The sequence below is a fragment of the Sphingomonas swuensis genome (assembly GCF_039538045.1).
In the GTDB taxonomy this organism is placed as follows: domain Bacteria; phylum Pseudomonadota; class Alphaproteobacteria; order Sphingomonadales; family Sphingomonadaceae; genus Sphingomicrobium; species Sphingomicrobium swuense.
Map to the genome: position 1 here is coordinate 707,307 of NZ_BAABBQ010000001.1, position 13,999 is coordinate 721,305.

17 protein-coding genes are annotated in these 13,999 nt (G+C 67.2%); 14 read left to right on the forward strand and 3 right to left on the reverse strand.

What is annotated here, in order from left to right:
* Positions 1 to 28 precede the first annotated feature (28 nt).
* From hslO to queE, 5 genes are all read left to right on the forward strand, one after another.
* Positions 29 to 922, forward strand: a complete 894-nt coding sequence (gene hslO / locus ABD727_RS03495; RefSeq protein WP_344705998.1) for an Hsp33 family molecular chaperone HslO — start codon at positions 29 to 31, stop codon at positions 920 to 922.
* A 24-nt stretch (positions 923 to 946) separates the two neighbouring features.
* Positions 947 to 1,345, forward strand: coding sequence for a DUF3617 domain-containing protein (locus ABD727_RS03500; RefSeq protein ID WP_344705999.1), 399 nt, complete (start codon positions 947 to 949; stop codon positions 1,343 to 1,345).
* 156 nt (positions 1,346 to 1,501) lie between these two features.
* Positions 1,502 to 1,852, forward strand: a complete 351-nt coding sequence (locus ABD727_RS03505) for a hypothetical protein (RefSeq protein ID WP_344706000.1) — start codon at positions 1,502 to 1,504, stop codon at positions 1,850 to 1,852.
* Positions 1,849 to 2,514, forward strand: coding sequence for a 7-cyano-7-deazaguanine synthase QueC (gene queC, locus ABD727_RS03510; protein WP_344706001.1), 666 nt, complete (start codon positions 1,849 to 1,851; stop codon positions 2,512 to 2,514). The genes ABD727_RS03505 and queC overlap by 4 nt, the downstream gene beginning before the upstream one ends.
* Entirely contained in the window at positions 2,511 to 3,137 is a 627-nt protein-coding gene (gene queE / locus ABD727_RS03515; RefSeq protein ID WP_344706002.1) for a 7-carboxy-7-deazaguanine synthase, read from the forward strand. Before queC ends, queE begins: the two co-directional genes overlap by 4 nt.
* Positions 3,138 to 3,214: 77 nt before the next feature.
* On the opposite strand, the gene ABD727_RS03520 is transcribed toward queE, so the two are convergent.
* Both ABD727_RS03520 and lipB read right to left on the reverse strand, forming a co-directional pair.
* Positions 3,215 to 3,484: a hypothetical protein gene (locus tag ABD727_RS03520; RefSeq protein WP_344706003.1), complete on the reverse strand. Its 270-nt coding sequence runs from the start codon at positions 3,482 to 3,484 to the stop codon at positions 3,215 to 3,217.
* 102 nt (positions 3,485 to 3,586) lie between these two features.
* Positions 3,587 to 4,231: a lipoyl(octanoyl) transferase LipB gene (gene lipB, locus ABD727_RS03525; RefSeq protein WP_344706004.1), complete on the reverse strand. Its 645-nt coding sequence runs from the start codon at positions 4,229 to 4,231 to the stop codon at positions 3,587 to 3,589.
* A gap of 81 nt (positions 4,232 to 4,312) precedes the next feature.
* Between lipB and ABD727_RS03530 the strand changes: the two genes are divergently transcribed.
* Complete coding sequence (locus ABD727_RS03530) at positions 4,313 to 5,134, forward strand: DUF7847 domain-containing protein (protein WP_344706005.1); 822 nt, start codon at positions 4,313 to 4,315, stop codon at positions 5,132 to 5,134.
* Between the two features lie 7 nt (positions 5,135 to 5,141).
* Here the strand turns inward: ABD727_RS03530 and hemF are convergent, their stop codons facing one another.
* Positions 5,142 to 5,987, reverse strand: a complete 846-nt coding sequence (gene hemF, locus ABD727_RS03535) for an oxygen-dependent coproporphyrinogen oxidase (protein ID WP_344706006.1) — start codon at positions 5,985 to 5,987, stop codon at positions 5,142 to 5,144.
* 210 nt (positions 5,988 to 6,197) lie between these two features.
* On the opposite strand from hemF, the gene petA reads away from it, so the two are divergent.
* The 8 genes from petA to ABD727_RS03575 all read left to right on the forward strand — a co-directional run bounded on the left by petA (position 6,198) and on the right by ABD727_RS03575 (position 13,997).
* Positions 6,198 to 6,782, forward strand: a complete 585-nt coding sequence (petA, locus tag ABD727_RS03540) for a ubiquinol-cytochrome c reductase iron-sulfur subunit (RefSeq protein WP_425566753.1) — start codon at positions 6,198 to 6,200, stop codon at positions 6,780 to 6,782.
* A 13-nt stretch (positions 6,783 to 6,795) separates the two neighbouring features.
* A complete protein-coding gene (locus tag ABD727_RS03545) occupies positions 6,796 to 8,139 on the forward strand; it encodes a cytochrome b (protein ID WP_344706007.1) in 1,344 nt (447 codons plus the stop codon).
* Between the two features lie 15 nt (positions 8,140 to 8,154).
* Positions 8,155 to 9,090: a cytochrome c1 gene (locus ABD727_RS03550; protein WP_344706008.1), complete on the forward strand. Its 936-nt coding sequence runs from the start codon at positions 8,155 to 8,157 to the stop codon at positions 9,088 to 9,090.
* Between the two features lie 200 nt (positions 9,091 to 9,290).
* Positions 9,291 to 9,824 carry an adenine phosphoribosyltransferase gene (locus tag ABD727_RS03555; RefSeq protein WP_344706009.1) on the forward strand — a complete coding sequence of 178 codons (534 nt, stop codon included), beginning with the start codon at positions 9,291 to 9,293 and terminating at the stop codon, positions 9,822 to 9,824.
* 98 nt (positions 9,825 to 9,922) lie between these two features.
* The gene (locus tag ABD727_RS03560) at positions 9,923 to 10,420 is read left to right on the forward strand and encodes a Csu type fimbrial protein (RefSeq protein ID WP_344706010.1); all 498 of its coding nucleotides are present in this window, start codon (positions 9,923 to 9,925) and stop codon (positions 10,418 to 10,420) included.
* Positions 10,421 to 11,125, forward strand: coding sequence for a fimbrial biogenesis chaperone (locus tag ABD727_RS03565; RefSeq protein WP_344706011.1), 705 nt, complete (start codon positions 10,421 to 10,423; stop codon positions 11,123 to 11,125).
* 119 nt (positions 11,126 to 11,244) lie between these two features.
* Positions 11,245 to 13,506: a fimbria/pilus outer membrane usher protein gene (locus ABD727_RS03570; protein ID WP_344706012.1), complete on the forward strand. Its 2,262-nt coding sequence runs from the start codon at positions 11,245 to 11,247 to the stop codon at positions 13,504 to 13,506.
* Positions 13,503 to 13,997 (forward strand): Csu type fimbrial protein, encoded by a 495-nt coding sequence (locus tag ABD727_RS03575; RefSeq protein WP_344706013.1) that lies wholly within the window; start codon positions 13,503 to 13,505, stop codon positions 13,995 to 13,997. The genes ABD727_RS03570 and ABD727_RS03575 overlap by 4 nt, the downstream gene beginning before the upstream one ends.
* Positions 13,998 to 13,999 lie beyond the last annotated feature (2 nt).

Genomic DNA, 13,999 nt, shown 5'->3' on the forward strand with positions numbered 1-13,999 from the left:
CGGAGGGGAGCATAACTATCTCCCTTCCATGACCCCCGACATCACGAACCTCGACGCCGCGCTTGGCGTCACCGTGCCTGCTCGCCACGCCCGTGGCCGCGCTGCCCGGCTCGGGCCCGCGCTCGACGCGGTCCTCTCCGCCCACAACTATCCCGCGCCGATCGAGCGCATCCTCGCCGAGGCGCTGGTCCTGACCGCGCTGCTCGGCTCGCTGCTCAAGGATCCCGGCGGCCAGCTCACCCTGCAGGCACAGACGCAGGGCGGGATCGTCGACCTGCTGGTCTGCGACTACAAGGGCGGCGAACTGCGCGGCTACGTCCGCCACGATCCCGTCATGCTCGCCGATGCGGCGCATGCGCCCAGCCTCAAGACGCTGTTCGGCGAGGGCTATCTCGCGATCACCTTCGACCAGCCCGCGACCGACGAGCGCTATCAGGGAATCGTCCCCCTCGAGGGCGAGAGCCTTGCCGCCGCCGCCCAGAGCTACTTCACCCAGTCCGAGCAAATCCCTTCGATCGTCCGCTTGGCGGTCGAGAAGAAGGACAGCGGCTGGGTCGCCGGTGGAATCCTCTTTCAGCACCTGCCCGAGGGCGAAGAAGGTCGCGAGCGGCTCCACACGCGGCTCGACCATCCCGACTGGGACCATGTGGCGGTGCTTGCCGGCTCGGTCCGTCCCGACGAACTGACCGATCCCGACCTTGCCCTCGAGAGCCTGATCTGGCGCCTTTTCCACGAGGAAGAGGAAGTGCGCGTGTTGCCCGGCACACCGCTGACGCGCGGCTGCCGCTGCGATCCCGATTATGTCCGGTCGGTGATCGCCCGCTTCCCCGAGGACGAGCGTGAGGCGATGAAGGGCGATGACGGCGTGATCCGCGTGGATTGCGAATTCTGCTCTACATCCTTCCCGCTCTCCTTCGATTAAGGGTCGTTGTGGTACCGTAAGGGAATGCGCCGACTCGCTCCGATCATTGTCGCACTTCTTGCCTTGCCGCTGCTCGGTGCGTCGGCGCCGCCGGGCGCGCGCGCGCTTGCCGGGGTGCAGCCGGGCCTGTGGGAAGTCAGTCGCTCCGCGACTGGTCAGGGAGCACGCCGCATCTGCCTTCGCGACGTCGCCTCCCTTGCCAGCTTCGCCCACCCTCGCGAGCGCTGCCAGCGGACGATCCTTGGCGACCGGCCGGGCGAGCTGGTGGTCGACCTGCAGTGCGTCGGCGGGGAGTTCGCCAGATCGCGGATCAGTGTCACGACACCTCGCTCGCTCAAGCTCGAAAGCCAGGGAATTCACGGCGGGGAGCCGTTCGACATGACGCTTTACGCGCGCCGCGTCGGACCTTGCCGTCCGTTTTGACGGATGTGTTAAGGCCTTGTTTAACCACGATGCCCTAGGAGAATCCTGTGCCTGGGTCTCCCAAGCACGCTTTCCTCCCTACGGGCTCGGGCCCGAACCTGGGCCGCCCTTCGGGGCGGCCCTTCTTTTTGCGCCTCGAGGTCGGTAAAAGGCGCCATGCTCGCATTCTTCGCAAAGGCCGGGATCGCCGGATTGCTGGCGGCTGCCATCGCCGAAATCGCCCGCCGCAATCCCGGTTGGGGAGGGCTGCTGGCTTCGCTGCCGCTGACGTCGTTGATGGCCTTCGTCATCCTCTACCATGACACGGGTGACGCCCGGCAGGTCGCCGACCTGTCGACCGGTGTCCTTTGGTTCATCCTACCCAGCCTTCCGCTTTTCCTCTGTCTTGCGCTGCTGCTGCGCACGGGCTGGAATTTCTGGGCGGCGCTGGCCCTGTGCGTCGCCGCTACCCTGTGCCTCTATGCCGCGACCTTCTGGATCGCCGCGCGCCTCGGAGTGAAACTGTGAAGCAAGCCGTCGTCCTGCTCTCGGGCGGTCTCGATTCCATGGTCTGCGCCGCGCTGGCCCGCGAGGCCGGCTTCGAGGTCGTCGCACTGACGGTCGACTATGGCCAGCGCCACCGGGTCGAACTCGAGGCCGCCAAGCGCATCGCCGCCGACCTTGCCGACCGCCACGTCATCCTTCCGCTCGACCTGCGCGCCTTCGGCGGCTCGGCCCTGACCGCCGACGTCGCCGTGCCCAAGGACGGGGTGGGGGAGGGCATCCCGGTAACGTACGTCCCCGCCCGCAACACCATCTTCCTCAGCCTCGCGCTCGGCCTCGCCGAGGCGAGCGGCGCGCGCGACCTGTATGTGGGCGTCAACGCGCTCGACTATTCTGGCTATCCCGATTGCCGACCGGCCTTTGTCGCGGCGTTCGAGGCGCTCGCCAACCTTGCCACCAAGGCCGGGGTCGAAGGCGCGGGCTTCACCATCCATGCCCCGCTCCAGGACATGACCAAGGCCGACATCGCCCGCGAGGCGGCGCGGCTCGGGTTAGACGCCGGACAGAGCCACAGCTGCTACGATCCCGCCCCCGATGGCGGCGCCTGCGGGGCGTGCGACGCCTGCCGACTGCGCGCCAAGGGCTTCGAGGATGCGGGCCTGTCCGACCCGACCCGCTACGCATGAGCTATGCGGTCAAGGAATGCTTCCTGACACTCCAGGGCGAAGGGGTTCAGGCAGGGTCGCGGGCGGTGTTCCTCCGTTTTGCCGGCTGCAACCTGTGGAGCGGCCGGGAGCAGGATCGCGCCACCGCCCTGTGCCGCTTCTGCGACACCGACTTCGTCGGCACCGACGGGGTTAACGGCGGCAAGTTCCGCAGTCCCGACGAACTCGCGGCCTTGGTCGAGCAGGTTTGGGATGGCGGCCCGGAACGGCGGCTGGTGGTGATCACCGGCGGCGAGCCGATGCTCCAGCTCGATCCTGCGCTGATCGATGCACTGCATGCCCGCGGCTTTCGGATCGCGGTCGAAAGCAACGGCACGCTCCCCGCGCCGGACGGAATCGACTGGCTGTGCATCAGCCCCAAGGCCGGGACGCAAGTGGTCCAGCGCTCGGGTGACGAACTGAAGCTGGTCTGGCCGCAGGCTGGGATCGACCCCGCCGAGCTCGAGGACTGGAACTTCGCACACCATCTCGTCCAGCCGATGGACGGTCCCGAAGGCAGCGTCGCCGCGGCGATCGCGCTGGCGATGGAGCGACCTCGCTGGCGGCTTACCCTCCAGGCGCACAAGATCGTCGGGCTCGCCTGAAACCAAAACGAGAAAGGCCGCCCCGGTCTCCCGGAGCGGCCTTCCCTTGGTTCAGACGAACTGTCCGAACGCGATAATTACATCGCGTTGGTGGTGTTCATCGAGCCGTTCATCGACGAGTTCATGTCGCTGTTCGACATGTTCATGTCGCCGGCGTTCATGGTCGCATTGGCGTCCATCGCCATGTTGGCGTCCATGTTCGACGCGGCGTCAACCGAGGTCGCCTCGTTGGTCATGAGGTTCTCGGTGGCCATGTTGTCTTCGACGGCAGTGTTGTTCGCCGCTTCGTTGCTGCTGCAAGCGGTGAGAGCGAGGGCCGCACCGGCGACCAGGATCAGAGCACGCATTTCAGGACTCCCTAAAGAAAAGTCGATCTGGCGTGGTACTCCACGTCACAAATCGAGGCGGACCATAGTGGGAGAGGGGGCCGCCGCCAAGAGGGGCGGCCTTTAGCCCAATTTTTCCAGGAATAACGGGAAGTTGCGCTCGAGCGCCTGGTCGAGGTCGGCCATGTTCGCGCTTTTCCCAAGCGCTTCGAGGCTCGTCACGCCGTGGGTGGCGATTCCGCACGGGACGATTCCACCGAAGTGCGACAAGTCGGGCGCGACGTTGACCGAGAAGCCGTGAAGCGTGACCCAGCGCTTCACCCGTACCCCGATCGCACCGATCTTGGCCTCGGCCGCACCCTCGCCGGTCCAGATGCCGATCCGGCCCTCGGCGCGGTGCGATTCGACGCCAAGCTCGCCGAGGGCGGCGATGACCCAGCCTTCGAGCGCGTGGACGAAGCAGCGGATGTCCTTGCCGCGCTTCGCGAGGTCGAGCGTCAGATAGCCGACCCTTTGTCCCGGGCCATGATAGGTGTAGCGCCCGCCGCGGCCGGCATCGAAAACCGGGAAAGTATTGGGATTGAACAGTTCGGCCGGGTCGGCGCTGGTCCCGGCGGTGAAGAGCGGCGGATGCTCGAGCAGCCAGACACGCTCGGCAGCCTCGCCCTGCTGCACCGCGGCGGCGCGCGTGTCCATGTCGGCCAGCGCGGGGGCGTAGGGTACCAATCCCTCGTCCACCCGCCACTCGACGCCTTCGATCGTCTTCATCGCTCTTCCTTGGCCTGCCGATTGGCAAAGGGGCAAGGGGGCGTCTAAGCGTCACCTCAAGCGAAGTGGAGTGGGCAAGGCATGCGGCTTTCGATCGGACAGGCATTCAGCGAGACCCGTGGCGTGCTTACCCGCGACGGCGGCCTGATCACGACCGTGGCGCTTGCGCTGATGGTCGTCCCGGGCGTGCTCGCCGCGCTGGTCGAACCACCGGCGACCGGCGGAAGCGAGCCTGGCTCGGCCCTCGGATTGCTCTCGCTGATTGCCGGCCTGATCGGCTTTGCCGGTCAGATCGCCATCTGCCGCATCGCCGTCGGCCCCTCGCTGACGGTGCGCGAGGCAATCGCCACCGGCTTTGGACGTCTCCCGGCCTTCTTCGTCTCGCTACTTCTCTGGCTGATGCCGATCGTCATCCTGATGGGGGTGGCGATGGTCGGCGCCGGATTCGATCCGCAGAACCCGGCCGCCAGCACGCCCGAGCCGAACCTGGCCATATCGCTGTTCGTCATGGCCCTGCTCGTCGTGCTGTTTGTCGTCTCGGTGCGGATGAGCTTCGGCTCGGCACTTGCCGCCGACACGCGCCTCGGGCCGCTCGCGATCATCAAGCGCAGCTGGCAACTCACCCGCGGTCACTGGTTCAAGCTGTTCGGCCTCGTGGTGATCGCCGCCATCCTGCTATTCGTCGTCGTCATCGGGCTCGGAAGTGCGATCGCCTCGGTCGTCATCCTTCTACTCGGCCAGCCCGAAGCGATGAGCGTCAGCCTGCTGATCATCGCTTTGTCTCAGCAGCTGCTGAGCGCAGTGGTCCTCGTGCTTCTCGCGATCGTGCTGGCGCGTTGCTACGTGCAGATCGCGAAAGTCGGTGCGGTGGACGCCAGCGTCCCCGACGCCGGGCACCGCTAGGCGCGACTCACTTCCATCGCGCGAGCGGCGGAAGGCTCATCAGGATCGCATCGACGTTGCCGCCGGTCTTCAGCCCGAACAACGTGCCCCGGTCGTAGAGCAGGTTGAATTCGACGTATCGCCCGCGAAACTCGAGCAGCTTCTCCATCTCCGCCTCGCTCCACGACAGTCCCATCCGCCGCCGGACGATCGGCGGGAAGGCCGCAAGGAACGCCTCGCCGACGGCGCGGGTGAAGGCGAAATCCTCCTCGAAGCCGCCATCCAGCCGGTCGTAGAAGATGCCGCCGACCCCGCGGTGCACTCCGCGGTGGGGCAGGTAGAAATAGTCGTCGCACCACTTGGAGAAGCGCTCGTAATAGTCTGCGCCGTGGGCATCGCACGCCTCCTTCAGGGTCGCGTGGAAGAAGTCGCGGTCCTTTTCGTCGGGAAGCGCCGGATTTAGGTCCGCGCCGCCGCCGAACCAGCGCTTCGCGGTGCACAGGAAGCGGGTGTTCATGTGCACGGCGGGGACGTGCGGGTTGGCCATGTGCGCGACGAGGCTGATCCCGGTGGCGAAGAAGCGGTTGCCGCTTTCCTCGGCGCCCGGGATGGTCTTGGCGAATTCGGGAGCGAAGGTCCCGCCGACGGTCGAGACGTTGACCCCGACCTTCTCGAACACCTTGCCGGCCATCTGCCCGCGAACGCCGCCGCCGCCCGGCTCGCCGCTGGGATCCTCGCGGTCCCACGGGAGGAAGTCGAAGCGCGCGTCCGATCCCGCCTCGCGCTCGATCGCCTCGAACTCGGCGCAGATCCGGTCGCGAAGCGCCTCAAACCAGCTGCGGGCGCGTGTCTGTTGCTCGTCCAGTGCTTGCATGGGGCGGGACCGTTACCGGCTCGGAGGCGGCGGCGCCATGAGACATTCTGTCCAACCGTGTCGCGCGCGCAATCGTTTCAGCCTTGAGGAGCGATGAACGGCTCGCTATCAGGCCCGCGAACTCCCGCGGTCCTCATCGGCCGCGGCTTTTGTCATAGGCCCGTCCCTCTTTCCTGCAGGGGCGTCACGAGAAGCGATCGAAGGACCCTGATGGCCACCTTGGAACAGACCCCGACGATGCCCGGAGAGCCGAGCAGTGCGGAAGCCGGCGAGCCCGGGGTTCGCCGCCGTGACTTCATCAACATCGCCGCGGTGAGCTTCGCCGGCGTCGGTGCCGTCGCCGCGGTCGCTCCGCTGGTGGTGCAGTTCGCGCCGTCGAAGGACGTCGAGGCGCTGTCGTCGGTCGAGGTCGACATCTCCAAGATCCAGCCCGGGCAGGGGATCAAGACTGTTTGGCGCAAGCAGCCGGTGTTCATCCGCAACCTGCGTCCCGAGGAAATCGCCGAGGCCAACAAGGTCTCGCTGGCAGAGCTTCGCGATCCCCAGACGCTCGCCGACCGGACCAAGCCCGGCAAGACCAACTGGCTGATCACGCTGGGCGTCTGCACCCACCTCGGCTGCGTGCCGCTGGGCATCGGCGATGGCGAGAACAAGGGCGACTACAAGGGCTATTTCTGCCCCTGCCACGGCTCGCACTACGACACGGCGGCGCGCATCCGGAAGGGTCCGGCGCCGCTCAACCTTCACGTTCCCGAGTATGAATTCGCCTCGGACACCGTTGTCCGGATCGGTTGAGGAAGCTGTCACGATGAGCTTTGCCTGGGCCAAGCCCTACGAACCCAAGTCGCCCTTCACGCGGTGGGTCGACCAGCGCCTGCCGCTTCCGCGCCTCGTCTATGGCGCGATCGGCGGCGGTTATCCGGTGCCGCGCAACCTCAACTACTTCTGGAACTTCGGGGTTCTCGCCGGCCTTGCGCTGGTGATCCAGATCATCACCGGCATCGTGCTGGCGATGCACTATTACAGCTACGCCGGCGGAGCGTTCGACAGCGTCGAGCGGATCATGCGCGACGTCAACGCCGGCTGGGTGCTTCGTTACACCCACCAGAACGGCGCCAGCTTCTTCTTCGCGATCGTCTACATCCACATCTTCCGCGGCCTCTATTACGGCTCCTACAAGGCGCCGCGCGAAATGGTCTGGATGCTCGGCCTCGTCATCTATCTGCTGATGATGGCGACCGCCTTCATGGGCTACGTCCTCCCCTGGGGCCAGATGAGCTACTGGGGCGCGCAGGTCATCACCGGCTTCTTCTCGGCCATCCCGGTCGTCGGCGAGCCGCTGCGGATCTTCCTGCTTGGCGGCTATGCGCCCGACCAGGCCGCGCTGACCCGCTTCTTCTCGCTCCACTATCTGCTGCCGTTCGTGATCGCGGGCGTCACCATCCTCAAGATCTGGGCGCTCCACATCCCGGGCTCGTCGAACCCGACCGGCGTCGACGTGAAGGACGAGAAGGACACCTTGCCCTTCCACCCCTTCTACACCGCCAAGGACGGCTTCGGCATCGGCGTCGCCCTGCTGATCTTCTCGATCTTCATCTTCTTCCTGCCGTACAGCCTTGGCCACCCGGACAACTACATCGAGGCGAACCCGCTGGTGACTCCGGCGCACATCGTCCCCGAATGGTATTTCTGGCCGTTCTACGCGATCCTGCGCGCCTTCACCGCCGACCTCGCCATTCCGTTCACCGGGATCGTGCTGGCCCCGGCCAAGCTGCTCGGCGTGCTGGCGATGTTCGGCTCGATCCTGCTGCTGTTCTTCCTGACCTGGCTTGATCGCTCGCCGATCCGCTCGACCAGCTACCGGCCGATCTACAAGATCTTCTTCTGGATCCTGGTCGCCGACATCGTCATCCTCGGCTATGTCGGCCAGGCGCACCTCACTCCGGTGAACATCGCGCTCGGGCAGCTCGCCGCGGCCTATTACTTCGCGCACTTCCTCATCATCCTGCCGCTCGTCTCGAAGTTCGAGAAGCCGCTGCCGCTGCCCAATTCCATCTCGGAAAGCGTGCTGCACGGCGAGCGCCAGGAAAGCGCACCATTTGGTCTTGCCTCCACCGGTCCGACCACGGTCGCTGCTCAGCCGGCCGAATAAGGGAATCACAGGGACATGGTCCGGATTATCGGTTTCTTCGTCGGGCTCGGCTTCGTCACCATGCTGCTGGTGGCGTTCTTCACCGACGCCAAGAACGCCATTCAGAACCCCTCGGTCGAAACGGCCGAGGAGCAGTTCCACCTCAAGCCCGAGCCGATGAAGCTCGCGTCGGACGGCCCGCTCGGCAAGTTCGACCGGGCGCAGCTGCAGCGCGGCTTCCAGGTCTACAAGGAGGTCTGCGCGGCCTGCCACAGCCTGAAGTACGTCAGCTTCTACCAGCTGTCGGATCTCGGCTATTCCGAGGCCGAGGTGAAGGCGATCGCCAACCAGTGGGCGATCGAGGTGCCGACGGTGAACCCGGACACGGGTGAGGCCGCAACCCGCAAGGCGCTGGTCAGCGACCGCTTCCCGAGCCCTTATGCCAACGAGACCGCGGCGCGCGCCGCCAACAACAATGCGCTTCCGCCCGACCTCTCGCTGATCACCGAAGCGCGTGACGGTGGCGCCAACTATGTCCACTCGCTGCTGACGGGTTATCGCGATCCGAAGACCTATCGCAACGAGAAGGGCGAAGCGCTTCCGGCCGCCAACCAGCCGGGCACGGGGCTTCACTTCAACCCGTGGTTCGCCAACCTCAACATCGCCATGCCGGCGCCGCTGGTGTCGGATGGGCAGGTGACCTTCGCCGACGGTACCAAGCCGACGGTCGAACAGATGAGCCGTGACGTTGCGGCCTTCCTCGTTTGGACCGCCGAGCCCAACCTCGAGGCGCGTCACCGCACCGGCTGGACGGTGATGATCTTCCTGCTCATCGCCACCATCCTCGCCTACATGGCCTATCGCAACATCTGGGCGAATGCCAAGCGCGAGGTCTCGATCCGCGGCCCCCTCGAGCCCGCCTTCCGCGAGCGGATGGACGAGCAGAAGGCCGACCGCGGCATCGCCGGCTAAGCGCATATCGCTCCTCTCTCCCGAGGGAGGTGGAATCCGCAACGCGGATGAAGAAGGGGTTCTCGCCACAAGCGAGGACCCCTTCGTCCGTTCGTTACCGCCCCGGGCTTGACCAGGCGTCGGCATTCCATTTCCTGTGGGAGGCCGAATGACGGCATACGGATCCCGGGTTGGGCCCGGGATGGCGTTCAAGGAACAGCATGACCCCCGACCAACTGCGCACGCTCGTCCGGACCATCCCCGACCATCCCAAGCCCGGGATCCTGTTCCGCGACGTCACCACATTGCTGCTCCATGCCGAGGGCTTCGCAGCGGCGATCGACCATCTGGCGGACAGCGTCTCCGGGCGGCCTGATCTCGTTGCCGGGATGGAGGCGCGCGGTTTCGTGGTGGCTACCGCGCTCGCGCTGAAGCTCGGCGCCGGGCTGCTCCTCATCCGCAAGGACGGCAAGCTTCCCGGCGCGACCATCGCCGAAGACTATGCGCTCGAATATGGCACCGACCGGCTGACCATGCATGTCGACGCCTGCGCGCCCGGCGCAACGGTGCTTCTCGCCGACGACCTCCTGGCCACCGGCGGCACCGCGCTCGCCGCAGCGCGCCTTGTCAGGCGGGCAGGCGCGCAGGTCACCGGCGCGCGCTTCCTGATCGACCTTCCCGACCTTGGCGGCGCGACGAGGCTGGAGGCCGCCGACATCCACACCCACAGCCTGCTGTCCTACGCCGGACACTGATCGCCCGGCGGCCGCCCGGGATTGGTTCGTAATGGGCTAAGCGGCAAGGTAACGTTGAACCAATCCATATACTTGGCGCTCAACCAAGGGGTTGATCGATGCTCGCACACCGCGCCAAGATACTGCTGCTCGCCGCCACATTGCTGACCTGGGCCGAGTCCGCCCAGGCTGGGACGGCACAGACCAGCATGAACGTGTCCGCCACCGTGCAGAGCTCGTGCCTCGTCAGTGCCACCGCGATGGCATTCGGCAGCTACGACCCCGTCAGCACCACCGCGGCCACCGCGACCAGCTCGATCACCGTCACCTGCACCACGGGAACCAGCTTCGTCGTCGGCCTCAATGCCGGCACCGCAAGCGGGGCGACGGTAGCCACCCGGCAGATGTCCAATGCGTCGCAGCGGCTTGCCTACGCCCTCTTCAGCGACTCAGGCCGGACCACCAATTGGGGCAATACCGCCGGGGTCGACGTCCCCGCGGCGATCACCGCCACCACGACCCCCAGCGTCCTCACCGTCTACGGTCGCATTGCCGCCGAGCAGAACGTCCCCGCAGGCGCCTATGCCGACGTCGTGACGATCACGGTCACCTACTAGATGAGCAGCCCGGCCTCCTGCGGGCGCGGGCTGCTTCGGACATTCCTCGCCGTCGCCGCCTTCCTGTCCCCGGCTCCCTCGCTCCATGCCGGGACGATCGCGGTCGTCCCGATCAGGATCGAACTCGATCCCGCAGCGACATTCTGCGCGCTGCATGTCAGCAACCTCGGCAAGGAACCGGTGGCGGTCCAGGTGCGCGGCTTCGGCTGGAGCCAGATGGCAGACGGAAGCGACCGTCTCGAGCCTGCCGGTATCCGGCTGAACCCGTCGGTGATGGAGATTCCGTCCGGACAGAAGAAACTGGTGCGTTGCGCCCTTCCGCCCCACGTCGGGGCGTCGGAAAGCAGCTTCCGATTGATCGTAGACGAGCTCCCGCCGGGTCAGGCGCAGCCCGGCACCGTTCAGGCCGTGCTGCGGCTGAGCATTCCGCTGTTCCGCAGCCCCAAGGGGGCGGCGCCCGCGCTTCGCTGGAGGGAAGGACCGCTCGGATGGCTCGAACTCCTCAACGTCGGACGGGCGCACGCGACCGTGGGCAGGGTCGTCGTGCGCCGGGCCGGGCAGGAGCCTGACACGATCGACCGCGGCTTCTACCTGCTGGCGGGCAGCGTCCGTTCGCTTCCGCTCACAGCCGGAAGCGCGATCACCGGGGTGGAGGTGGTGACCGGACCGGGCCAGCCGCAGGCCGTGGCGAAGCTCCAACGCTGACCGTGTGCGAGGTCGGTCCGCACATTGGGTCCGCTCCAGCCCGGCTGTCGTCACGGCGCCGGCTCGCCGCATGCTACCTTCTGACAGCGGCGCTCGTGCCAGCACCGGCGCTTGCGGCCGTGCCGCTTGCTACCAGCGTCGACGCTGGTCCGCCGCTCGGTCATCAGCCGACTAGCCCGATCGGACTGATCCTCAATGGGATTGCGCAGGAGCGTCCCGGGCTGATCGCGGTTCGTGGCGGCACGCTGCTGCTCGCGCGGGAGGACCTCACCCGTCTCGGCCTGCTCCCCGGCGATGACAGCGGCATATGGATCGACGGCAAGCAATACATGCCGCTGGCCGCGCTTCGTGGAGTGACTGCCACCCTCGACGAAGAAGCGACGACACTCTCCTTGGTGGCCGCTGCCGATGCCTTCGCTCCCGCGCGGCAGCCGCAATTTCTCGCCACTTCGGGCATGCCCGTGAGCGAGCCGGTTCCGTTCGTCTTCCTCGGCTACGACCTGTCGCTGGCGCGAAGCGGAGGAAGACTGCTGACCAGCGGATATTTCGACCTCGGCGTTTCTGGACGCTGGGGCGTGGCCGGCACTACCGCCCTGCTGCGACCAGGGGGCGGGGCGCTTGTTCGCCTCGACAGCAGCCTCCAGCGCGACCTGCCCGAACGCCGCCTTCGCCTCGTCCTCGGCGACACCATCAGCCGTGACGGCGACCTCTCCAGCCCGTTCCGCTTCGGCGGCTTGCGCATCGGCACCGACTTCTCGCTCGCTCCGGATGCGATCAACTATCCGCTGCCGCTTGTGTCGGGCTCGGCGCTGGTGCCTTCGACAGTCGAGCTGCTCGCGGCGAGCGGGCGGCAGGCCCACCTCGTCCAGCCTGGACGTTTCCTGATCGAGGCGCCACCGACGATCAGCGGGGCGGGCGAGGTCGTGATGACCATCGCGGACGCGACCGGCACCACCCGCCAAATTCGCCAGAGCTTCTACTCAAGCCCCCGCCTGCTCCGCCCAGGTCTTTCCGAATTCTCGCTTGAGGCTGGCTTCATCCGTGACCGCTACGGCCTGCGCAGCGCCTCCTACGGCGACGCATTCGCGGCAGTCGCCGGTCGGCGCGGAATGAGCGGGCACCTCACGGTCGGTGGACGGGTGGAAGCGAGCCGCTCGACCCGGCGGGTCGGGATCTCGCTCGAGGCGGTGATCGCCAGCCTCGGTGAATTTGGCCTCGCCGGCGCGGTGTCGCAGGGGAAGGGCGGGACGGGCTTCTGGTGGCGCGCGCAGGTTCAGCGGCTCGGCCCCGACCTCTCCTTCACCGCCAGCTACGCCCGCCGCAGCGCCGATTACGCGCAGGTCGGTGACATCCGCGCCTTTGCCGACCGGCAGCCCCGCCATGAGCTTGGCGCGAGCCTCGGCCTGACCCTGCCGATCGGTGAGCTTGCGCTCGGCTTCATCGATGCCCGCCTCGCCGATGGTGTGCCCTACCGCCTCGGCACCATCGGTTTCACCGCCACGTTCGGCGACCTCTTTCTGAGCGCGAGCGTCCGCGTGTCGCGTGTCGGTGAGGATGCCGACAGCGGATTCCTCCTGTCGCTCAGCCGCCCCCTCGGCCGGCGGGCAAGCGCCGCGCTTACGGTCGAGAAAGGGCAGTGGACGAGCAGCTTCCAGCAGAGCGCACTCGGCGGACGGGGGCTGAGCTTCGGCCTCGCCTCTGGCCGTGGTCCTGCGGGCGTACGGGTCGACGGCTATGCCCTTGCGAGCAATGATATCGGCGAGGTCGAGGTCACGGCGCACCGGTCCGCCGGCAGCGTCGCCGCGCGGGCCAGCGTCCGCGGCGCACTGGTCGTGATCGGCGACCGGCTGCTGCCCACCGCTCGGCTCCACGACGGGCTCGCGCTGGTCGACGTCGCCAGCGACCAGGACGTCCAGATCTTCCAGGAAGGTCGGCCGGTCGCGCGCAGGGCGCGGCGGGGGCGGCCTGTCCTGCTCACCGGGCTCCAGCCTTATGCCGGCAACCGCGTCTCCATCCGGCTTGATGACCTCCCGCTCGAAGTCGCGCTCGACGAGGCGGAGCAGCTGGCGGTCCCGGGCTTCCGCCAGGCTGCCGCCATCCGCTTCGGCCGCGACGACGCCGTGACTCCTCTGACCCTCGCGATCGTCGACGAACAGGGTACGCCATTGCCCCCCGGCCTCGAGGTCGACGTCGACGGCGTTCGGCTCGGGGTTGCCGGGCACGACGGGCTCGTCTTCCTTGCCGACGCGAGGGGAGGGGCGGCGCTGACGGTGCGCCTGCCCGCCGGCTCCTGCCGCGCGAATCTACCTGTAGACCTCGCAACTGCCGAAGCCCGCCCGCTGCGCTGCCTTGCGATCGGCGCTGTAGGCGCTGCCCGATGATCTCCCAGACCTCCATGGTGCGCGGCGCGCTGCTGCTGCTGCTGGCCTTGATCGTGGTCATGCTGCCCGCGCGTGCCGAGGCCTGCACCCTTTGCAGCTGCACAACCTCCACCTCGTCGCTGGCCTTTGGCGCCTACAGCCCGGTGACTGCCTCGCCTACCGACGCGAGCGCCCTGGTCTCGATCGACTGCACCGGGATCGTTTCGCTATTCGGGGTGGTCGAGGTGCGGGCAAGTGCCGGGGGCTCGGGAAGCGCGCTGGACCGGACCATGGCGCGCAGCGGAAGCACGCTTCGCTACAACATCTACGCCAACTCGGCGCGGTCCCTGATTCTGGGTGATGGAAGCAGCGGGACGACGACGCTGACCTCCTCGCTTAACGGCCTGCTCTTCTTCAGCACCGCCGTTCCCGTCTACGGCCGGATCCCGGCGCAGCAGTGGGTGCAGAGCGGCACCTACAGCGACACGGTGGTGATCACCGTAATCTACTGAGC